Origin of the sequence: Syntrophotalea acetylenica (genome assembly GCF_001888165.1) — a bacterium.
GTDB classification, from domain to species: Bacteria; Desulfobacterota; Desulfuromonadia; order Desulfuromonadales; family Syntrophotaleaceae; genus Syntrophotalea; species Syntrophotalea acetylenica.
This window is the reverse complement of sequence record NZ_CP015455.1, coordinates 593,778-615,562: the sequence shown is the minus strand read 5'-3', so window position 1 is coordinate 615,562 and position 21,785 is coordinate 593,778. Positions and strand designations below refer to the sequence as shown.

The window sequence follows — 21,785 nt, the reverse complement described above, 5'->3', positions numbered from 1 at the left end:
GCTGCTGTCCTCGGAAATGCATGAATAAAACGGAAAGACAGCGTGAACCATCTTTTGCACCTTTACCTGGTTGATCCGCTTCCCGACGCGCGCCTGGGGGCCCTGATCGGTGACTACATCAAGGGACGCCTCGACCGGAATCTGCCGGCGGGCGTCCTTCAGGGCATCATCCACCATCGCAGACTCGACAGTTTTGCTCAGACTTCTGCCGCCTTTCGGCGCAGCAAGCAGCGATTGAACCCGGACCTCGGGCTTTGCCGCGGCATTCTGGTCGACATTGCCTACGATCATTTCCTGGCACAAAACTGGCGAATCTATCACCCCCAGCCCCTTGAACAGTTTGCCGCATCCATTTACCGCCTGGTAAAGGACAACCCCAACCTCCTGCCGAACGCCCTGCGCAGGCAGCTGCCACGCATGCTGGCCGCAAACTGGCTGGTGTCGTTACGCCATCTCGACCACATTGAAATCATCCTGCAACGCCTCTCCCGTCGCCTGAGCCGCGCCAATCTGCTGGCCGATGGCACCAAGCAGCTGATGCGCCATCGACAGGGGCTCGAAGCCGATTTCTCCGCCTTCATGATGGAAACGCAACTGTTTTTTCATCCCGTCCCAATCTCCCATCCTGGCATTTTACACTGAGTCCAGCGGAACACCCTAATTCATAGTTTTTATTTAGAAAACTATTTAATCTATTGACACAAACCTTTAATTTAATATATTAACGATAAAACATTGTCTTAAAATCAGCATGCGGCAGTTTCCGCAGCGTTTCCCTGCACCGTTCAAAAGGACCAGCCCTGCGTTTTTTCGTCAGCGCCGCAACATACTTGTTTAACAAGGCTTTATGAAAAGCATACCTTTATAAGGAGGCGTTTCATGGCAGGAAAAATTCAAAAAATGATCCATTCCATTCTTGAGCAAAACGCAAGCAACAATCCCATGCTCGCACGCGTGATCAAAACCAAAATGATCCTCAAAGGCATCAATCCGGCCAGGTTCTCCGCCGATTCACCGGACGATCCCGCGATCATCGCCAAACTCGAAAGCATGATGAGATCCTTCGCTCCGGCCGGCCCCCCGCAAACCGGTGCGATCCGGCCGGCATCCGCCAACGGGAAGATACGTACCGGGTTTTCCACCCACCCGGACACCGCCGATTGCGTGCGGGACCTACGAAAACAGCTCGCGCCGGCATCCCCCCGCCTGGTGATTTTCTTCGCCGCAATGAAACATGCGCCGGAAACCGTGTCGCTTTATATGCAGGAGGCGTTTCCCGGCGCGCAGGTCTTCGGTTGTTCCACCGCCGGCGAAATCACCAGCGGCCAAATGCTTTCGGACGCGATCGTGGCGATGGCCTTCTCCACCGACATGCTTCAGGATTTCAAAATCGAGGTTGTCAGGAATCTCGGCGACCCAAATGCCATTCAACAGGCCGTGGCCTGCTTCGATGCCCACTTCGGGCAACCGCTTTCAGCGATGGACCCGGCGCGCCATGTCGGCATTCTGCTGATCGACGGTCTGACAGGCATGGAAGAAACCCTGATGGAAACTCTCGGCGATTTGACCAATGTCCCCTTTATCGGCGGATCGGCGGGCGACGATCTGCAATTTTCCGGAACCTACGTCTACGCCAACGGTCATGCCTACAAAAATGCCGCGCTGCTGGCCCTGCTCAAACCAAGCGTTGATTTTTCCTTTGTCAAAACCCAGAGTTTCCGTCTTCTGGGAAAAACCCTCAGGGTCTCCAAAGCCAACGAATCGCGCCGAGAAGTCCTGCAGTTCAACGACCGGCCGGCAATCGAGGCTTACGCCGAAGCAGTCGGGGTATCCAGCGACAGGATCAGTCAATGCTTCATGCGCCATCCGGTCGGTCTCATCGTTCAAGGCGAGCCGTTCGTACGCAGCCCGCAACGCATCCAGGGCGACTCCATGTACTTTTATTGCAGCATCAAGGAAGACATGGAACTGTCCCTGCTGGAATCCGCCGACATGCTCGGGGACACCGCGCGGGCCATTGCCGAAGCCCGCCAAAAACTTGGCCGCATTTCCGGGATCCTCGACTTCGACTGCATCCTCCGCACCCTCGATCTGCGCCAGCAGAACCTGACCGACGCCTACGGCAAACTGTTTGAAGGCATCCCGACTGCCGGTTTCAGCACCTATGGCGAGCAATACATCGGACATATCAATCAGACAGCGACCATGCTGGTATTCGGATAATATCCGGAGCCGGTTTTTGCCAAAGCCAGTACCGATGCTTCCCTTATAGCAAGGAGGGATTTTCCATGACAGCTTCCGATAGCTTGACTCTTGCCGGAGGTTCCGATGACAAGAGCCTGCACGGCGACCTTTCGGTAACCACGATATCCGACCTGTTGCAGTTTCTGGCGGCAAGCTCCAGAAGCGGTGCGATTCGCGTCATGCGCGATCCGGAAAATGACGAGGGGATGATCTATTTCGCCAAAGGGGAAATCCTTTCGGCGCGGGCCGGAGAAAAAACCGGGCTCGACGGCATCGCCGCCCTGCTCGACTGGAAACGGGGAACCTTTTATTACCTGCCTGGAATCGCCCCCCTGGAAACGACCATCGGCCTGCCCGTTCAGCACGCTATCCTCGAAGCCATTGTGCGTCTGGATAACCGTGGCGGCGATTCCGTGCACAACTACGCATCCGCGTCTGAAGAAGGGAGTACATCCATGGAACAAACAACGAGAGAATCGACGGATGTCATGAACGATCTGCTGACGATTCCCGGCATCGATGCCGTGGTTGTCGTGGGCCGCGACGGTTTTGTCATCGAATCGGCGGGCAGCAGCGCGCGCATCAATATCGACGAGCTTGGCGCTTCCCTCGCACATGCCATCAATGGCATCGAGGAAATGGGGAGCGAACTCAACATCAGTTGCTATCAGGACATGTTCATCGAATATGGCCGTGCTGTCATCATGTGCAGACCGGTCGGCGATGCCGTCGCCGCGATAGTCACTCCGGATGCTTCCAGTCTGGGCATCATCCGCCACAAAACCAAAAAGCTGTTCCAGGAACTCGGATTGTCATTCTAGGAGGGACCCATGCCGCTCAAGCTCGATTTCACCCTTGCTCCAGATACCTACCGCCACTCTCTCAACGGCCACCCGGTTGTCATGCACAGCCACCATTACCTTACCCTGGTCACCAAGCTGGCCGAGGATCTGGACGATGTCGGTGGCCCGCAGATCCTGGCCGATGCGGTGGAGGATGCCATGCGCGTCATGTTCGATGACTATTTCCAGAAAAACGGCATCTCCGACATCCAGGAAAAGCAGGAGATATGCACCGGTTACTTTTCCGCTTTCGGCCTGGGCAAAATAACCATCAGCGGCACCGCGCAATCCGGAGAAGCATGTCTGCTCCGATCCCACATAGACGAAGGATGGCTCATGAAGTGGGGCGAATACCATAAGCCGATAAATCATTTCACCCGTGGGTATGTCGCAGCCGTGTTTGGTGCCCTTTTCGAACGTCCCGCCCGCGGTTACAAGGTCACCGAACTCCAGGGCATGGTTACCGGCGAACAGCAAAGCGTCTTCACCGTTGAGGCGGCCTGAACAAGGAGAATCCATTATTATGACGGTCATGCGAAACGATGTGGTCAAGGCTTTGGCCAAGGTTAACGTGCAGAGCAACGAACAGGGTCTGATCCCCGAATACGAAGTCCTGGTCAACCTGTTGCCGGTGGCATTGCTGAACAGCCTGACGGAAAGATTGCTCGCCGCCGCCCCGGAACGCAAGGAAGAAGTCGAAGCGGGACTGGTCAGGGCTGCCTACGAATGCGGCTATCACACAGGTTGCGGAATCATCACCTCGGAGATTTTCAGCGAAGTGGTGATGCCGATGGTCACCGAAGGAGAAAAAGATATCCTGCGAGGGGCGTTTGCCGCTTTCACCGCCTGGGGATGGGCCAAGTCGGGTATAGTGCAACTTAAGGAAGGTCAGCGGATGATTGTCCGGGCTTTCGATTATTACGAAGCGGACAGTCCGGGGGCAGGATTGCGCGCCTACATGCTGCGCGGACTGAACCAGGCATTTTTCGAACTGGCCTACGCCGATCCGTACCCTGACGGCATGAATACCTTTGTCTGCAAGCAGACCAAGGGCCTGGAAGCGGGCGATTCCTTCGGAGAATTCATCGTCACCAGGAAATAACAACCGGCCGGCCCGATCCGGCGGACATGTGGTGAAAAAATGGCAAATACGATTTCCATCGTCAGCTCCAAAGGCGGCACAGGCAAGACCACGGTCGCCTTGAACCTGGCCGTTGCCCTGGCGGAATCGGGGGAGCGCACCCTGCTGTTGGACCTTGATCCCCTGGGCGCCATCGGCTTTTCCCTGGCACGCAACGATACCGACTGGCGCGGGCTGGCGGAACATATCGTGGATGAAGCGCCACTGAACGAGGTCATGCTTCAAACCCGGCTGCCGCAGCTGTCGATTCTGCCAAGAGGCCGGCTGGATCCCCTGGACATCGATATTTACGAAAATGTCCTGCGCTGCTCCGATGCCTTGCAGAACATTATCGCCGAAGTGGATGCGGAATTCCGCTACATCATCGTCGACACACCGTCCGGCCTTGGGTCCGTCACGCGCGCCGCATTGGCATCAAGCACACATGCGCTGCTCCCGTTGCAGGCGGAGCCTCTGGCATTGCGTGCCATCTCCCAGACGTTGCATGTCCTTCAGCACATCAGGGAAAACGAAAACCGGAGACTGCACCTGATCGGCATCCTGGCAGTCATGGTTCAGCTGCAGAAGGACGTTTCCTTCAACATCATGAGCACGGCATGGTCATCCCTGCACGGGGTTCTGGAAACCTACATACCGCGAACCGATATTTTTCATCTTGCCAGCGAAAAAGGCCTGCCCGTGGCATTCCTGCAGGGGCGCTGCCCTCCGGAAGCCAAAAGATTCGAGATGCTGGCCACGGAAATCAAAACCATCATCCAGAACCTGGGTGGCGATATGGGAGCCGACGATGAAAGACCGCAACGTGAACTCATATAATCTGTCCTACGCCCGGCAACTGCTCGACGCCATGGCGCCGACCAGAAAGCCGGCTTCCAAAATAGACCAGCCAACCGACACCCGACCTTACGTGCGGCTGATGCCGGTTCAGAAACCCGGAAATGGCGAGCAAGCAACCAGGCCGACCGAAACCGTTTCGGCCGAAAAGACCCGACCGGCGCTTACCGAGCCATCGGAAAATTTTCCCGACTGGGAAAGCTGCATCGCCTGGTGCATCGGCATCACCAGCGCCGAAGCCGCCTTCGTGGTCGATTCCCAGGGTTTCATTATCGCCACCCGCGGAAGGATTCCCAGTCACGGTTTCGAATGCACCGGCGCCGAACTGGTCTTCACCATGGATCAACTGGAACGCATCGATCCGGAGGCGGGCAAGCTTTTATGGATCGATCTCGATTTCAACCAACGTCGACTGGTCGGTTTCATCACACCGGTTCAGAATAATGAATATTTCATTGTCGGGCTGGTGGCTCCGGACCCCGCCTACAACATCTTGAAACCATCCATATCCAAGCATATTGTCAAAAGCCTGCCCTCCATGAATTGATTCTTCCGGCTCCGAAAACAGCCCGCCAGGCCTCCGACTGAAAAAGGCCTTTGTCACCTGCAACGCGCGACAAAGCCCGACTCCATACACAAAATCAAAGCCGGTGTTGCGGTCTTTTCTAAGCCGATGCCGGCAACACCAGATGAAATTCGCAACCGGGCGTTTTCTGGGTCAAGGGTTTGCTTGTAGGAGTCCGGGAAAAAATTACGCCACCATGAGATTCGGTAACCAGTTTGCAAAAGGCCAGCCCCAGGCCGATTCCACGCCGCCCCAACCCTTCCTTGCTTTCCACGGTAAAAAACTTTTCAAAAATCGCATCCTGAAATTCTTCAGGCACACCATATCCCTGGTCCTTCACCATTATCCAGAGATATTTGTGATTGGCCGAAACGCGATCCACCACGCTGGGCTTCAGGATCCTGCAAAGATCCCGATTCCTGCCTAACACCTTCCTGCTCCTGACGCTGATCAGACCGCCGGTGACACTGTAATTGATGGCATTGGAAAGGAGATTGGTAATGGTCCGCTTCATGCGAATCAGGTCGAGGGATGCAGGCAGGCATTCCCGGTCGGTCGCGTGGCGCACCTTGAGCTGCTTATCGGCCAGCAACAGGGATTGTTCTTCGATACAGTCGTTGATGACGGCATTCAGATCGAACTCGGTCCTGTTGAGTTGAAAATTGGTGTTTTCTTCCCGAAAGATATCCAGAAAAGAGTTCACCATACTGCACAGCTGGTCGTTGGTATTGGAGGCCAGACGAATCACATGTTCCTGTTTATGGTTAATCGTGCCGATGCGTTCCGTGGAAAGCAGTTCAAGGGTTTTGTTGATGGCAGAGATGGGGTTGCGCATGTCATGGCTGAGCATGGCCACCAAATCCTGCTTCATTTTTTCATGCCGTTTCTCTTCGGTAATATTGCGCAGAATGGCCACGTAGCCGGCAACCTCACCACCTTCATCATTGATCCGGGAGATCGAGACCTGAGCGGGAAACTTGCTGCCGTCACCACTGACGCCTTCCATCTCCACACGGAAATTATCTTCTTCACCCTGATCCAGTTTGCTTTTGCATTCCAGAATCTTTTCCGGCGGGTCCAGAAGATCACAGAAGTTTTTGCCGTAAAGCCGCCCGTCTTCAAAACCGAAGGCATCGTGACAAATCTTGTTGACCATGGTGATGCGGAAATTGACATCGATGGCAAAAATACAGTCGGAGACGCTGTCGACCAGTTTATTGAGGTATTCCTTGGACTGTTTGGCCAGCAGATATTTCTGCATGGCCATATCGCTCAGGGTACGCGTGATAACGGCCATGAATTTTACGATTTTCTGCAACTTGGGTTTGGTAACAAAAGGGATCCTGTCCAATTCCTCCAGATAGCCGTCGATGTCCTCGATGCCGATGGCCTTGGCTCGCGCGATGGCGACCTCCTTCGGTATCGGCTCTTCCAGTACCTGGCCGCCGTTCAGGTTGGCGAGGTGGTAGCCTTCTACAATAATCGGCGTTGCACAATCGACCAGCCCCGAATTAAGGCAATTATAAACGTACGGCTCCTGTTGCTTAAGGGACATCTCGCCACCGAAAGCGTCGCTGGCATAGCACTTTTTGCGGCCATCTTCCGTACCGCGGCAATATTTAGCACAGAACCTTGTAAAATTCTGTTCCCCCGACAAGGGCCGCCCTTCGACATCGGCGATTACCGAACCGATACCACAGACCTCGTTAAAGGCATCGAGAATTTCGTCCAGCGTCTCTTTATCCACCAAATCGAGAAGGTTAAGGGTTTTTTTCATCCGATCCTCTGCAAAACGATCTTTTCCTGTGTTTTAACGACACTGAGTTGCAAACAATAAAAAAATCAAATTTAGTTTCATTCGTCATTCCATCGATTATCTGTCTCTGTTCAGATAAAGAAGGTACGGCGAGCTCACTTCCTTGTTATCCGAAATGTCGACAATCAGATTCGCCAACGATTCTATCCCGATGGTTTTTAAAAGATATCCATTGGCCCCCGCGTCCAGGGAGTCCTCCAGGTAGCTGCGATCATTATAGGTTGAAAGAATCAGAAACAGCATGGCAGGGAACTTTTCCCGCAAGGCTTTTATGGCCGATATGCCCGATATGCCTGGCATATCGATGTCCATCAGAACGATATCCGGCCGCAGTTTTTCGATTTTTGCCACGGCATCGCAGCCGTTATCGGCGGTCCCGATGATGGCAACCTTGTGATCATCCTCAAAAGCCAACGACAAACCGGTGCGAATCAAAGGGTGATCATCGGCCAGAAAAACCCTTATCCTTGTCTCAGCCATACACATCCTTTCCGACACTGCCGGCCCAAAGCACCCATCAAACGCGACTTTTTGAATCAACCACACGAACGCCCAAAATATCCACGATCATGATCCCCCAAAAAGGGTCGCCCGCTGGTTTGGTGATTTACTCAATGATTTTAAGGTTCCGGGCCACGGCCACGGCCTCCAGTCGGCTTTTAACCTCCAGCTTGGTGAATATCTTTTTGATATGGGTTTTGACCGTCTCAATGCTCAAAAAAAGCTCGCTGGAAATTTGCTTGTTGCTTTTCCCTCCGGCAATGAGGTTGAGAATCTGCTCTTCCCTCGGGGTTATATGAACCGGTTCCGATTCCTCCTCGACACCGGCGGACCCCGCCATATCGAGCAAATAGGGCGAAACGGGGTTTTCCCCCCGCGCAAATTCCCTGAGAAAATCGACCAGCGCCGTGATGCTGATGGCCTTGAGCATGTATCCATCGGCTCCCGCCTCCATGGCACCGCTCACGTAGCTTTTTTCCGAGTATGAAGAAAGCGCGATGATCTTGATATTGCGAAGCTTTTTTTTAACCATTTCGATTACGGTAATCCCGGAAATGCCCGGCAGGTCAATATCGATCAACGCGATGTCCGGTGGATCCTTCAGAATCTTTTCAACCCCTTCAAATCCGTCGGAAGCTTCCCCGATCAGATCGAGATCCTGCATGCCATCAAGGGTAAACCGCAACCCTGTGCGCAGCAGAGGATGATCGTCCACCAAAAATACCTTTACGGGCTCATGCACAGCCGATTTCATATGAACTCCCCGGCAAAAAACAATTGTACGAATGGAAGGATGTTCCGCAGCGTTCACGACAGGAGTACGACAAAATAAAAAAGGCCACTATCGTGACCTTGCCTCTTCAGTAATATTTAACCATGCAAATAAAATCAGGGCCAAGATCAAAAAACGCGGAACTTCCGGCGCAGAGAAACGAGATTACAATGTCAATTCCGAAAAATTGCCTCATCCGTTTGCAGCCTCAAAAAAACCTGCCCTTGCCTGCCTGCTTACCGCGTATACACCACTATAAAGTATTTTCTCTCAAGGCTCAAGCCCGCCACTCCGACGCCGCAGTCCGCCAGCTTCCATTGCCACACCCGACGGCAGAACAAGCCGCGCTCAAAACACACTGTGTTTGCGCCAGGGCATGCCGTTCGGGAGACTGTTTGTTTTCCTATATAGCTGAATTTATACTTTTTTTCCAAATCCGTTTCCCGTCATGCACGGGCACAAACGGGGAAGAAAGGGATATGTGCCAGATTTTCCATGCAGCTTTTCCCGCGCATAAAAAAAAAGGCCTGCGAACCCGCAAGCCCAAAACGGCAACTGAAACCCTGAAATAAACTCAGTTCAACTGAAAGCGGCCATACGCCAAAGCTTGCCGCGCCCTAACCCTGATTTAAAGAGGTGCTATCCAAATAGCGTCCGATCTGCCCCCTGGACACCGTTTTGTCCTTTCGCAGGCGGACGCCTTGGCGTTTTGCGAAGGGCAATATTTTCCTACATACCCCCGATGGTAACATCATCGATCACGCTGCGGAAAAACCCGGCGACTTTCTCGACCGTTTCCCGTCGCGGTGGCGCCAGGTCCGCCAGCTGATATTCACAGCCGAGCTGCCGACATTTGCTTATGCCAAGCCTGTTGTAAGGAAGGACATCCACTCCCAGAACATTTTTGCAGGAGGCGATCAGATCAGCCGTCTGCTGCAGACTCTCCAAGCTATCGTTAAGGCCACTGATCAGGGGAATGCGTACCCGAACCGGGATATTCAACTGTGAGATGTGCCTGAAATTCTTCAGAACAAGATCGTTGGGCATGCCGGTCAATTCCCGGTGAACATCCGCATCCATGTGCTTGATATCGGTCAGCAACAGATCCACATGGGATAAAATCGGCTCCAGTTGTTCCGGGGCCACATGCAGGCAGGTCTCCACCGCCGTGTGCAATCCGAGCTGCTGCATGGCTTGCAAAGCCGCCAGAAGAAACTTGGGTTGCCCTGTCGGTTCGCCGCCGCTGAAGGTCACGCCACCGCCGGAAGCGATGTAAAAATCCCGGTCCCTGCTCACCATCGCCACCAGGTCGTCGACGCTGACCCATCGGCCGATGATGTTGATGGCCCCGGCGTAGCAGGTTTTGAAGCAGGCCCCGCAGAGTGTGCATTTCCCGGTATCGATGCCCGTGACACGTTGCCCCGTTTCATCGGTCTTGATGGCCGATACCGGGCAGACCTCGATGCACTTCCGACATTGGATGCAATGGGTTTCAATAAAGCTGATGTCCTGTTCCCAGCGGATCGATTCCGGATTCTGACACCACAGGCAATGCAGGGGACAGCCTTTCATGAACACATTCGTGCGAATGCCTCCCCCGTCATGGATAGCGAACCGTTGCACGTCGAAAACCAGTCCGCGGGGCTCCCATCCGGGTTCCTGCAATGCATCGAAATCGTACAGTTTGTCTGTCCAGTTCATAGTCTGACCATCTTTCCGCTAATAGTCCCCATCCGGAAACTCCAGATGGATCCAGCGTAATTTTCATATGGAAAACGAGCTATTTTTCGTTGTGGCAAAGAAATCAAGAGATTGCGGGGAGGGTAACCCTCCCCGCGGTTTTCGGGCATCAGGCTACCTGCTCGGTACGACTGATGATGTCATTCTGGATCGACTTGTCCAGAACCGTGAAGAAGGCGCTGTAGCCGGCGACACGCACCACCAGTCCGCGATAATTTTCGGGATTGGCCTGCGCATCCTCCAGCACCTGGCGCGACACGACATTGTACTGTACGTGGAATCCGCCCCGTTTGAAGAAAGTGTCGGTAACGGCGATCAGTTTTTGCAGACCGTCGTCGCCGGCCAGTGAATCGGGGGAGAATTTCTGATTCAGCAGCGTGCCGTTGGATGCCACGATATGGTCCAGCTTGGCCACGGAGCACACGGTGGCCGTCGGACCGGAGATGTCGAAACCGCCCTGTGGCGAAACACCATCAGCCAGCGGATGGCCACATTTGCGTCCGTCGGGCGTGGCCGCAACCACCGCGCCCAGAGGCACGTTCGCCGATACCGGATAAAGACCCGGCTGGAAAATGCCGTTGCGCGGATTGCGGTATTTCTGTACTTCGGCGCAGTAGACATCAGTAGCCATGACCGCAATTTCGTCGGCATAGTCGTCATCGTTGCCGTATTTCGGTGCGCGGTTCACCAGCATCTGGCGCAGTTCTTCGGCGCCTTCGAAATCCTTGTCCATGGCCGCCTTGAGTTCAGGCAGAGAAATGATCTGCTCATCGAAACAGAACTTTTTGATCGCGGCCAGGGAATCGCCGACGTTGGCCACGCCGACCCCCTGGGGACCGGTGAAATTGTAGATGGCGCCGCCTTCCTGAACCGCTTTGCCGCGGCCGATGCAATCCTCTACCATCCCGGAGAGGAATGGCAGGGGTACGTTTTTACCGTGGGCCAGATCGACGGCGTTATCGGAATGGCACAGCAGTTTGACGAAATAGGCCATCTGCTTCTTGTAGGCGCCGACCACATCGTCAAAGCTCTTGAAATCCTGGATCGAACCGGTTTGCGGACCCAACTGTACCTTGCCCATGGGATCGTAACCGTTGTTCAGGGCCAGCTCCAGAACCTTGGCCATGCTGAAAAACGCGGCATCGTGCCAACCTTCGGTTTTGCCGCCGACCTGCGGCTCGACACAACCGATGATGCCATAATCGCGAGCATCCTCAAGGGTGAGGCCGCGGGACAGCAAACCGGGAATGACGACCCGGTCGTTATACCAGGCGGGCATGCCGAGACCCAGGCGTGACACCTCGGCGGCTTTTTTCCAGAACAGCGTCGGCGTCCCTTCATGAATTCGTACCGAAAGCGAAGGGCCATACAGAGCGGTGTTGGCGGTTGCCTGCATCATAATGAGGGACAGCTCGTTGGTGGCATCCTCGCCGTGACGATTGACACCGCCGACGATGATGTTCTGGAACATGGGATACCCGCCGAAGGCCTGAGTGGAACCTTCGTCGCGCACCTTGTTGATACCGGCCATCTTGATCCACAGCAGGTCGACCAGTTCCTGAACCTTTTCGGCGCCGAGGTTTGCCTTATCGGCGGCATAGAAGGGATAGAGGTACTGGTCCATACGCATCGGCGAAATGGAGTGGCCGTTACTCTCGATCTGGATCACCAGCTGGATAAACCAGAAGGACTGCAGAGCTTCGTAGAAGCTTTCCGCCGGCTGCGCCGGAACCTTGCGGCAGATCCGGGCAATTTCAAGCAACTCGGCCTTGCGGGCGGCATCGGCACCGGCGGCCAGGCGCTCGGCCTCGGCGGCAAACCGGTTGGCAAAGGCAATGACCGCTTTGTTGCTGATAATCACGGCATCGAGAAACTGCCCTTTTTTCATATCTTCCGGATCGGCAAAATCAAGCTTCGCCTTGGCCGCTTCGGCTTCGGCGATAATCTCGTTGAGGCCGTTGTGGAGAACCTTTTTATAATCGACGGAGATGTGGCCGACGCCGTTGAAATAATAGTTGCCCACGGTGAACACCCCGGCGGTCTGGGCGGCAAGCGCCTCGGCAGTCATCAGGGACGTGGCGTATTCCTGGTTGGTTTTACCGGCCCAGTAGGGAAAAATCTCATCCCGCAGGACGGCCTTGGTATCTTCGCTGATCAGGAAGACATCCGCCTTGCGTTTGGCCAGACGATCGAGTTCGTCTTCCAGCCACTTACAGGAAAATTCCGGGAAAATCGGGGTCGAACGAGGCTTGCTGCACTGATTGCCGACGATCAGCTCATCGTCTTCAATAAAAATCGACATGCCGGCCAGAATCTTTTCCAGAGCCTTGGCACGACGCAGATGCATCGGCAGGGCCTCGGTTTCCTTGTAGGATTGGGTAATCAAACGGGCTCGTTCGGGGCAGATTTCAGGAGTTTGGGTAAGGAAGCGGGCCTTGACCTGCTCCACACGGTTTGACGGCCCATGTTCGGCCACGGCGGAATTGATCTGAACAGTTTGCTTTTGGGACATGACTTTCTCCTTTGACAAAAAGAGATCGGACGGACAACGCCACGTGCATTTTGCGCCCCGTTTGGACGCCGGGTTTTACAGGAAAGCGGCCATTCTGTGTTGGAACCGCCAGCACCACGGCCGCCTCAAAGGGGGCTTGGCGACGGCAAATAAACAAATGTTTCATTTCGGATGCCAAAAATCTGTTTTTTTTGCGCGCAGGTTATTTGTAACAAAGCTTTTATGCGATGAAAATCGCTCAAAGGGGGCCTTTGGCATCCCTCATAGGGGGCTTTTTCGAGGGATGGGTGATCACCCTGTGATGCCGCAAGAAACAAACCGGACTGAATTGCACCGTGCTTTCAACATGTTGACAGCAGCTTGCGTCCATCCATGGTTTCCGGATGGATACGAGCCAGGGAACCACAACAGTATAACAGAGTTTTATCTCGAAAGAGAGGGAAAGGGGGGGCTGGCCGCGGCGCATGGCAGCTTGCCCCTGATGCCTGTCACCTCACCGGCCCGCCAAGCGCCACTGACCTGCTTGCCCGGCACGGGGTAGGTCCCGGCCAGTGGAAGCATTGTCACCGGAATATATCCTTTGAGCCATTCCATGTGTCATCCCTTTGTTCGGGATGGACCTTTTCCGCCAGCAGGATGTAATATGCCAGCTTCAGGGGAAGCGGATTTTCAGGCAGGGCCACACCGGCTGCAAACCTGGCGATCCGCTACGGCAAAAAATGTTCACTGAAAATGCATCGGGAAAAGGGAGGAAAAAATCGTGAATAAACTTATTCTGCTGTTGCTGGCTGCTGGTCTGGGCTATGCCGCCTATACCAATCCGGATATCAACGACCATCGGGAGGCGATCTCCGGCCAGTGGCCCGAACAAGCCTTTTACACTGACGAGCAGCAGGAGGAGCGTTTCGGCGATCTCGACTACACCAACTTCATCGTCGGCTCCGCCACCAAGGACACCGTCAAGATGACCATGGTAAGCTACGGGTTTCTCGGCCGGGTGACCGTGGTGGACGAAGAATGGCAAACTCGCCCGGTACATGATTAAGGAGCGTGCCATGACTGCTCAACATTTTGTCCTGGCAGGGCTCGGCGTTCTGGTGGGCATCGGTGCATCTTTTACAGGGCTGGGCGGCGGCTTCCTGATGGTGCCGCTGCTGCTGTTTCTGGGATATCCCGCGCAAAAGGCGGTGGGCACCTCGTTTCTGGCCATCCTGATTATTTCCCTGTCGGCCCTGGCGGCGCACAACAGACTGGCCAATGTCGACTATCGGATCGGTATTCTGCTTGGCGTAGGCGGGGTGCTCGGCGCCCAACTGGGCGCGCGCCTGCTGGAACATGTATCGACGGCCAGCTTCAAGCGGATCTTCGCCTGCGTGCTTCTCGGTCTGGCCATTTATCTGTTTTTCAAGAAATAGCTCCAGGCGCTATCGGCGGTTCGGCAGCAGCAAAGACCAGGGCCGCATGGCAGCAGGGTTCGTTGCGGAGGTGAACATGTCCTGGTTCATTATGGTTTTTCTGGGAATTTACGGCGCCATGCACGCACTGTTTTTGTGGGGAATGGCACCGCTGCTGTCCCGCAGGCCCGGCACCGCCTGGCTGCTGCGCGGCTGGATGCTGCCGATGCTCGTCGCGCCGATCGCAGTGCGTATGCTGGACCGTGCCGGCTATTTCGACATGGCCCGTATCCTGGCCTGGATCGCCTACAGCTGGATGGGCTTGCTGTTCATCGCCTGCTGTCTGTTGTTGCCCCTCCTCTGCTGGCGGCTGCCGGGGATGACCCTGAGCCGCACGCGACGCACCAGCCGGCATAAGATACCGCGCAGCCCGACCAGCGCAGCGATCATCCTGCTGGCCACCCTCGGCGCAGGCATGTACGGTTTTTATGAAGCCGCCGGTTTGCGCGTCGAACCGGTCACCCTGGTGTCCGACAAGCTACCGCCCGGCACGCCGCCAGTGCGCCTGGCACAGATTTCCGACCTGCACCTGGGGTTGATGCATCGGGAAAAGGCCCTTAGCCCGATCATCGCCCGTTTACACGAACTCAAACCCGATCTGCTGGTCGTCACCGGCGACATGGTGGACGCGCAAATGGACCATCTTGACGGCCTCAGCGACCTGTGGCGCACCATCGATCCCCCGCTGGGGAAATTTGCGGTGACCGGCAACCACGAAGTCTATGCCGGCCTGCAACAATCCCTCGACTTTCTGCAACGCAGCGGCTTCACCCTGCTGCGCAACCGTTTTGTGCTGATCGGCAACCGTCTGCTGCTGGCCGGCGAGGATGATCCGGCCGTGGGGTCGGCCGCCGCCAGGCTGCGCATTCCGGAATCCGCCGTCAAGCAGCGATTCGGCATTCTGCTGAAGCACCGACCTGTTGTATCCGCGGCAACGGCCGACCTGTTCGATCTGCAACTCTCAGGGCATGCGCATCGCGGCCAGATCTTCCCCTTCAACTATCTCACCGGCCTTGTCTACCCCATGCAGAGCGGCTTGCACCGCCTGGCCGGGGGCGGCCTGCTCTACACAAGTCGCGGCACCGGAAGCTGGGGGCCTCCCATGCGCATCGGCGCACCTCCGGAAATCACCCTGATCGAGATCGTCCCCGCCGCCCGTCCTTGAATCGGGATGGCAGCGAAAGCCCCGTCCAGTCCAGTACAAGCGGCAAACCCGGCATGCATGCTGCATGGATTGCCTGCAGGATTTCGGCAGATTGCGCACAGGATCAACCATCAACGCAGCAGATCTTGTTTCGACAACCTGTCCGCCGTACCCTGTCATGCCTTTGCTTCAGGAGATCGCCATGAGCTTGAAAATTGGGCCCGCTGTCACTGCAACGCCCCACCGGCCAGCCAATGACCGGAAAGCAACCCGGGCATTCGAAACCCGGCTGCGGACTTTTCTGGAACAACAATCCGAACAAGCCCGGCAGATGCAGGAGGCAAGTCTGCAGATACACTGCTGTCAGCTGAAACTGGCACGAAGCCTTTTTGCCGAGGAGGACGCCGACCAGGATGTCCTTCCGGCTATGGAATTTCCCAAAGCGGAATTTCCGGCCGGCGCGGGACATTGGCGGATTTTTGACAGTTCGCCAGCCCCGGGCGGTCCGTTGACAGAATCTGGCGCCCCGCCATCGAATCGCAGCCATAGCCGCACCGACATGGAGCACCTCATCGAGCGTGCGGCCGCCCGTCATGGCCTTGCTCCCGATCTGATCCGTTCGGTAATCCGTACCGAAAGTGCCTTCGACCCGCGGGCCATGTCCCCCGCGGGCGCCCGGGGACTGATGCAGTTGATGCCGGCAACGGCGGCGGAACTCGGGGTAACCGACCCGTTCGACCCGGAACAGAACATCATGGCCGGCACCCGTTACCTGCGGCAACTACTCGACCGATACAACGGTGATCTCGACCATGCTCTGGCCGCCTACAACTGGGGCATGGGCAACGTCGACCGCCATGGACTGGCACGCTTGCCCGAGGAAACCCGCAACTATCTGCTGCGGATCAAACAGGCCTGACCCACCGTTTCAGGATTTCCGGACCACGCCTTCGGCCAGGGCCGCATCGCAAAACTCCGCCAGCGCATCATCTTGCGGACGGCAACCGCCGTCGGCCAGACTCTGCAACCATGCGCATTCCCGCGGCGTGAATACCCCCAGGGCCACCTCCCCCTGATGCAGATAAAGCAACGCCTCACAGGGCTGTTCCGGCACCAGCATGGCCACCACATCGAAATCCGTCACCCCCATTTCCAGCTTCTCCAGCAATGCCTCGGGGTCCCGTCCGAAGCGGACAAAGCGGCCTTCGGGGATCAAATAAAGCCGCCCCGGATCATCCGGCACGGGGCCAGGCACAAGCTCCTGACACTGCAATGCCGCCGCAAAGCCGAACCAGGCCACCACATCGGCGGCCAGATCGGCAGCGAGCGGTTTATCCTGGGACAGGAACATCTCTCTCAGAACCTGTTGTTGCCAGGCAATGAGCGCCTCGCCGACGGGTTCCTCTTCGGGAAGCTCGTCGGCCAGCCGTTCGAAAAACCGCGCCGCGTTGATTTCGAGGTTTTCCAGTATCAGATCGAACCATGGCACTGCCCGGCCGCGATTGTAAAACAGATCACAGACGCCTGCTATATAGCCGGCACGCGCCATATCCCCGGCGCTGAAGGTCGGGGAAGAAACCAGGCGATACGGGGGACAGGTCTGGTATTCGAGACCAAGGTTCCGCGCATTATCGGCCAGACGCGTGCCGGGGAGCACCGCCAGAGGAAAAATATCGAGATGGTTGGGACGCAGACCAAGGGCAAAATCGAGGCTGGACAAAAACCCCTGCAGACTGTCGCCAGGCAAGCCATAGATCAGATCAAAGCCATAAACCACCCCGGCTTCATGCAGCAGCAGGATGCGCTCGGCAAAATCGGCCGGATCGATGTGCCTGTGAACCCTGGCGAGCACCGCAGGATCAGCGCTTTGCAGTCCGATCTGCAATGCGCAGTTGATGTCAGCGAACAGGCCAGCCATTTCCTCATCGATAAATTCGGCGCGCACCTCCAGGGTGTAATGGATATGCGGAGCGACCTGTGCCATCATGCGCAACAGGTTTTTGGCCCGCTGCGCATCGAAGTTGAAGGTTGGATCGAGGACGAAAAGCTGTTGCACGCCGGCTGTGGCGAACAGCTCCAGCTCGGCCCGCAGACGCTGTTCGGGAAAACGCCGCACCCGATCACTGCCGCGGGATTCAAAACAGAAATCACAATGAAATGGACAGCCTCGCGACAACTCCCACAACAGGCCGGGGTATCGCTCCGGCGGCAGAACTCCGGTCAGAAAAGGAGATGGCAGGGAAGCGAGATCCTCCACCGTACCGGCATCCGGCCATTCGCCGACCTGAAGAGGCTCTTCCCCTTGCTGCAGCAGGTGAAGGACCTCCACGACCCGCCGCTCACCTTCCCCCGGCAGTACGAAATCAATCGCCGGGTGCCCCGCAATGACCGATGGATCCGCCGTCACCTCGGGCCCGCCGGCGAAAATGACCACCCCCGGCTGAAAGGTTTTCAGCGCTCCGGCCAGTTCCAGCAATTTGTCGCGATTCCATGTGTAAACCGAAAGGCCAACCACATCGGGGGCTTGCTCCAGAACCAGCTCTGCGCACTCGGCAGACTCCTGCATCAGGAAAAAATCGATGAGACAAGTTGTCAATCCCAACGGAAAGGCCTGCCTGAGTGCGGCAGCCAGCATCCCCGATGCCAGGGGCACGGCACGCGACGACGGTTCGATGTGCATGGAAACAAGAGTAAGGTTCATCAGCAATGCGCTTTCGAAAAATGGGCCGCACGGAATTTGAAATCACCTGTCAGCTTGGCTCATGTTTAAGATATCTTCAATAAACAGATGTTCTTCTGTCGCCAAACAGGAAAAACTCTGCTACGCTGTATCGCAATAATTTTTATGTCGTCAGACAGCCCGGCCCTGTGCCGGCAATCAGAACAGGAGGTTATCACATGGGCATGATGCAGGAGTTCAAAACCTTTGCCGTCAAGGGCAACATGGTCGACATGGCGGTCGGCATCATCATCGGCGGAGCCTTCGGCAAAATCGTCTCGTCCCTGGTGGCCGAGGTGATCATGCCACCCCTGGGTCTGCTGCTGGGCGGCATGGACTTCAAGGATTTCTCCTTCACACTGAAAGACGCCACCGACGCCGCCCCGGCCGTGACCCTCAACTACGGCCTGTTTCTCCAGGCCCTGTTCGACTTTGTGATCATCGCCTTTGCCATTTTCATGCTGGTCAAAGCCATCAATGCTCTGCGCAAAAAAGAGGAGGCAAAACCGGCCGAACCGCCCGCGCCCAGCAAGGAAGAAACCCTGCTCGGCGAAATCAGGGACCTGCTCAAACAGCAGAAATAAACGCCTTTCCAAGCATATGAAAGCCAGGGCCCGGGGCAAAGGCCAAGCCCCATCCCTGGCTTTTACCACATCTACACCGCAAAAGTCTTCGTCCACGGCCCGGGCCTGTTGATTTTGCTGTTTCCAACCATCGGACCGATGCCAGGCCCCGGCCATCCTTTCTCATGTCCAGTTCCAGTCCCCGCAACTCGCCGCACAAGCCAGGCAAACCGTGCGTATCCAGATTCCCTTTGCGTTTTGCCGGCGCCCCGGACAGCTTGGGCGCCCCGGAATCCCGGTCACTTTTTTCATGACAACGGTCGTTTTCCTGTGCTTTAATGCCAGATTCCGATAATTCGCCGCTGACACGGCTTATATATTTTAAAGATTCAGAGGAGAAAAAACCATGCTGACCTGTTCCGACCTGCGCAAAGGCACCAAGCTGATGATCGATGGCGAACCGCACGTCATCGTCCAGTTCGATTTCACCAAGCCCGGCAAAGGCCAGGCGCTATACAAATGCAAGCTGCGCAACATGATCACCGGCTCCTTGTTCGACCGCACCTACCGTTCCGGCGAATCCTTCGAGCCTGCCGCCCTGGAGGAACGCGACATGCAGTACCTCTACCAGGACGAAACCGGCTACGTATTCATGGACCAGAAAAACTACGAGCAGACCACACTTACCGAAGAAGCACTGGGCGATCAGAAGTACTTTCTGATCGACAACATGGAAGTCAGTATTCTGATGTTCGGTTCCCGGGCCATCGGCATCACCCTGCCCAATTTTGTCAATTTGCGTGTGACCATGGCCGAGCCCTGGGTCAAGGGCGATACAGCCGCTGGAAATAACAAGCCGGCGACCGTGGAAACCGGCTACAACCTGCAAGTTCCCTCCTTTGTCGAAGAAGGCACCCTGATTCAGATCGACACCCGTACCGGCGAATACGTCACCCGGGTCAAGGAGTAGACAACCATGCAAGGCAACTGGGCGCTGGCGAAAAAGCGCGCCAGACTCGAACAGAGGGCCCGGATCGTCCAGACGATCCGGTCCTTTTTCATTGAGCGGGATTTTCTGGAGGTCGAAACGCCGCACCGGATTCCCGGCAATGCCCCCGAAGCGCATATCGACGCGGTGCCGAGCGACGGCTGGTTTCTGCACACCAGCCCCGAACTGTGTATGAAGCGCCTGCTGGCCGCCGGCTATCCGCGCCTGTTCCAGCTGTGCCGCTGCTGGCGCGCCGCCGAACGCGGTGCCCGGCATCTGCCGGAATTCGCCATGCTCGAATGGTACGTTGCCCATTGCGACTACCACCTGCTCATGCAGCAGTGTGAAGCGCTGCTGGGCGCCTTGCTTCCCGAGGAGATCCTGACTTATCAGGGCCGCGCCATCGACCTGGGTTCGCCCTGGGAGCGGTTGACCGTTGCCGAGGCCTTCGACCGCTTTGGTTCCCGTTCCCTGCAGCAGGCCCTGCGTGAAGACCGCTTCGACGAAATCATCTCGCTGGAAATCGAACCCCGCCTCGGCATCCAGCGGCCGACCTTTCTGATCGAATACCCCAGCGAGCTTGCCGCCCTCGCACGCAGGCATCCCCAGCGGCCCGGTGTCGCGGAGCGATTTGAACTCTATATCGCCGGGCTGGAGGTGGCCAATGCCTTTTCCGAATTGACCGATCCGGTCGAACAGCGGCAGCGTTTTGCCGCCGAAGAAGCGCTGCGTCGCAAGTCCGGCAAGCCCCCCTATCCCTCCCCGGAGCCATTCCTCCTGGAACTCGACGCCATGCCCGAAGCTGCCGGGATCGCCCTGGGCCTGGACCGGTTGGTGATGCTGCTGACCGACGCCGCAACCATCGACGATGTGGTGGCTTTCACCCCGGAACTGCTGTAATTATCCGCTCCGCCAGTAGGCGCCCCTTTTGGGAGACTGCATTCCCATGTGTTGACCGATTCTGCACAAATTCTATGCCATGTAACGTCCCGGCATGGCGGCGCAACCCGCATCCATGGAAAAAGCATGCTAATCTCCTTGATTATCTTGTGAAAATCCGCTATTCTAGACCAAAAGAACGAATCTTTAAACTATTTGGCTATATAAATGTCACCATGTCGAGGTCAGTATGTTTCATTCCGCAAGTCATGACAAGATGTCCACCCATATCATCCGTCAGGTCAGGGAAGCCATCCTGAAAGGACAGCTTCTGCCCGGGCAAAGCCTGCCGCCTGAAAAGGACTTGATCACCCAATTTGGCGTCAGCAAGCATACCCTGCGTGAGGCGCTGCGCAGCCTGGAAGCCATGGGCTTCATTGAAATCAAGCGCGGCGCCGGCGGCGGGCCGGTGGTCAGCGAGGTCGATATGGAAACGACCCGCGATAGCATCGCCAACTTTCTTCATTTTCAGAATGTTTCCGTGCGGGACCTGTCGGAAATCCGAAAAATCATGGAGCCATACCTTGCGCGACTCGCGGCGGAGCGGTTCAGCGCCCAGGAAATTGAAAAACTGGAGGAAATCGACCGGAAATGCCGGAAAATTTTTGAAAAAAAGAAAAGCGTCGTGGGCGCCAAAGAGGAAATCGATTTTCACATTTTCCTGGCGCAGGCCAGCCGCAATCCGGTCATGGTGATGGTTCTCGATTTTGTCAACAGCATGCTCACCGACCTCAAGACCAACATCAAGCCGGATATGGAATTTTCGCAGCACGTACTGGATTCGCATCAGAAAATCTTCGAAGCCATCAAGGCCGGTGACGGAGACAAGGCGCAGGAGTGTATGCTGGCGCACATCTGCGATGTCGAGAGAGAGCTGGAAGCCCTGCGGGAAAGGGACGAGAAACAGGCCAAGATCAAACAGGCCGTCTGACGATAAAAAAATTCCTGAAAGAAAGGGCGAAGCCTGAGGCTTCGCCCTTTCCTGTTTGTGCCTTTGTGCCGCGGTTCCAT

General features: G+C 56.1%; 21 protein-coding genes. 15 read left to right on the top strand and 6 right to left on the bottom strand.

Translation table 11 applies throughout. The features are described from left to right. Positions 1-42: 42 nt before the first annotated feature. The 7 genes from A6070_RS02865 to A6070_RS02835 all read left to right on the top strand — a co-directional run bounded on the left by A6070_RS02865 (position 43) and on the right by A6070_RS02835 (position 5,608). Positions 43-642 carry an acyl carrier protein phosphodiesterase gene (locus A6070_RS02865; RefSeq protein ID WP_072286972.1) on the top strand — a complete coding sequence of 200 codons (600 nt, stop codon included), beginning with the start codon at positions 43-45 and terminating at the stop codon, positions 640-642. Between the two features lie 237 nt (positions 643-879). Further along, positions 880-2,223, top strand: a complete 1,344-nt coding sequence (locus tag A6070_RS02860; RefSeq protein ID WP_072286971.1) for an FIST signal transduction protein — start codon at positions 880-882, stop codon at positions 2,221-2,223. A 65-nt stretch (positions 2,224-2,288) separates the two neighbouring features. Next, positions 2,289-3,065, top strand: coding sequence for a DUF4388 domain-containing protein (locus A6070_RS02855; protein ID WP_072286970.1), 777 nt, complete (start codon positions 2,289-2,291; stop codon positions 3,063-3,065). Between the two features lie 9 nt (positions 3,066-3,074). After that, a complete protein-coding gene (locus tag A6070_RS02850; protein WP_072286969.1) occupies positions 3,075-3,590 on the top strand; it encodes a 4-vinyl reductase in 516 nt (171 codons plus the stop codon). A 19-nt stretch (positions 3,591-3,609) separates the two neighbouring features. After that, positions 3,610-4,188 carry a hypothetical protein gene (locus tag A6070_RS02845; protein ID WP_072286968.1) on the top strand — a complete coding sequence of 193 codons (579 nt, stop codon included), beginning with the start codon at positions 3,610-3,612 and terminating at the stop codon, positions 4,186-4,188. 39 nt (positions 4,189-4,227) lie between these two features. Next, positions 4,228-5,043: a ParA family protein gene (locus A6070_RS02840; RefSeq protein ID WP_072286967.1), complete on the top strand. Its 816-nt coding sequence runs from the start codon at positions 4,228-4,230 to the stop codon at positions 5,041-5,043. After that, positions 5,015-5,608: a hypothetical protein gene (locus A6070_RS02835; RefSeq protein WP_072286966.1), complete on the top strand. Its 594-nt coding sequence runs from the start codon at positions 5,015-5,017 to the stop codon at positions 5,606-5,608. Before A6070_RS02840 ends, A6070_RS02835 begins: the two co-directional genes overlap by 29 nt. Positions 5,609-5,726: 118 nt before the next feature. Here the strand turns inward: A6070_RS02835 and A6070_RS02830 are convergent, their stop codons facing one another. The 5 genes from A6070_RS02830 to A6070_RS02810 all read right to left on the bottom strand — a co-directional run bounded on the left by A6070_RS02830 (position 5,727) and on the right by A6070_RS02810 (position 12,967). Further along, complete coding sequence (locus tag A6070_RS02830) at positions 5,727-7,403, bottom strand: PocR ligand-binding domain-containing protein (protein WP_072286965.1); 1,677 nt, start codon at positions 7,401-7,403, stop codon at positions 5,727-5,729. A 96-nt stretch (positions 7,404-7,499) separates the two neighbouring features. Next, positions 7,500-7,922: a response regulator gene (locus A6070_RS02825; RefSeq protein WP_072286964.1), complete on the bottom strand. Its 423-nt coding sequence runs from the start codon at positions 7,920-7,922 to the stop codon at positions 7,500-7,502. 127 nt (positions 7,923-8,049) lie between these two features. Continuing rightward, positions 8,050-8,697, bottom strand: a complete 648-nt coding sequence (locus tag A6070_RS02820; protein WP_072286963.1) for a response regulator — start codon at positions 8,695-8,697, stop codon at positions 8,050-8,052. 747 nt (positions 8,698-9,444) lie between these two features. Further along, a complete protein-coding gene (locus A6070_RS02815) occupies positions 9,445-10,416 on the bottom strand; it encodes a glycyl-radical enzyme activating protein (RefSeq protein ID WP_072286962.1) in 972 nt (323 codons plus the stop codon). A 148-nt stretch (positions 10,417-10,564) separates the two neighbouring features. After that, positions 10,565-12,967 (bottom strand): glycyl radical protein, encoded by a 2,403-nt coding sequence (locus A6070_RS02810; RefSeq protein WP_072286961.1) that lies wholly within the window; start codon positions 12,965-12,967, stop codon positions 10,565-10,567. 760 nt (positions 12,968-13,727) lie between these two features. On the opposite strand from A6070_RS02810, the gene A6070_RS02800 reads away from it, so the two are divergent. From A6070_RS02800 to A6070_RS02785, 4 genes are all read left to right on the top strand, one after another. Then, positions 13,728-14,012 (top strand): hypothetical protein, encoded by a 285-nt coding sequence (locus A6070_RS02800; protein WP_072286959.1) that lies wholly within the window; start codon positions 13,728-13,730, stop codon positions 14,010-14,012. A 10-nt stretch (positions 14,013-14,022) separates the two neighbouring features. After that, positions 14,023-14,382 carry a sulfite exporter TauE/SafE family protein gene (locus A6070_RS02795; RefSeq protein ID WP_072286958.1) on the top strand — a complete coding sequence of 120 codons (360 nt, stop codon included), beginning with the start codon at positions 14,023-14,025 and terminating at the stop codon, positions 14,380-14,382. Positions 14,383-14,458: 76 nt separating this feature from the next. Further along, positions 14,459-15,586: a metallophosphoesterase gene (locus tag A6070_RS02790; RefSeq protein WP_072286957.1), complete on the top strand. Its 1,128-nt coding sequence runs from the start codon at positions 14,459-14,461 to the stop codon at positions 15,584-15,586. A gap of 181 nt (positions 15,587-15,767) precedes the next feature. After that, positions 15,768-16,484: a lytic transglycosylase domain-containing protein gene (locus tag A6070_RS02785; RefSeq protein WP_072286956.1), complete on the top strand. Its 717-nt coding sequence runs from the start codon at positions 15,768-15,770 to the stop codon at positions 16,482-16,484. A gap of 9 nt (positions 16,485-16,493) precedes the next feature. Here the strand turns inward: A6070_RS02785 and A6070_RS02780 are convergent, their stop codons facing one another. Then, positions 16,494-18,266 carry a B12-binding domain-containing radical SAM protein gene (locus tag A6070_RS02780; protein ID WP_072286955.1) on the bottom strand — a complete coding sequence of 591 codons (1,773 nt, stop codon included), beginning with the start codon at positions 18,264-18,266 and terminating at the stop codon, positions 16,494-16,496. A gap of 197 nt (positions 18,267-18,463) precedes the next feature. Between A6070_RS02780 and mscL the strand changes: the two genes are divergently transcribed. The 4 genes from mscL to A6070_RS02760 all read left to right on the top strand — a co-directional run bounded on the left by mscL (position 18,464) and on the right by A6070_RS02760 (position 21,705). Continuing rightward, the gene (gene mscL, locus A6070_RS02775) at positions 18,464-18,868 is read left to right on the top strand and encodes a large-conductance mechanosensitive channel protein MscL (RefSeq protein WP_072286954.1); all 405 of its coding nucleotides are present in this window, start codon (positions 18,464-18,466) and stop codon (positions 18,866-18,868) included. A 385-nt stretch (positions 18,869-19,253) separates the two neighbouring features. Continuing rightward, entirely contained in the window at positions 19,254-19,817 is a 564-nt protein-coding gene (gene efp / locus A6070_RS02770) for an elongation factor P (RefSeq protein WP_072286953.1), read from the top strand. A 6-nt stretch (positions 19,818-19,823) separates the two neighbouring features. Next, positions 19,824-20,735 carry an EF-P lysine aminoacylase EpmA gene (epmA, locus tag A6070_RS02765; protein WP_072286952.1) on the top strand — a complete coding sequence of 304 codons (912 nt, stop codon included), beginning with the start codon at positions 19,824-19,826 and terminating at the stop codon, positions 20,733-20,735. Positions 20,736-20,964: 229 nt separating this feature from the next. Beyond that, entirely contained in the window at positions 20,965-21,705 is a 741-nt protein-coding gene (locus A6070_RS02760) for a FadR/GntR family transcriptional regulator (protein WP_072286951.1), read from the top strand. The last annotated feature ends 80 nt before the right edge of the window (positions 21,706-21,785 follow it).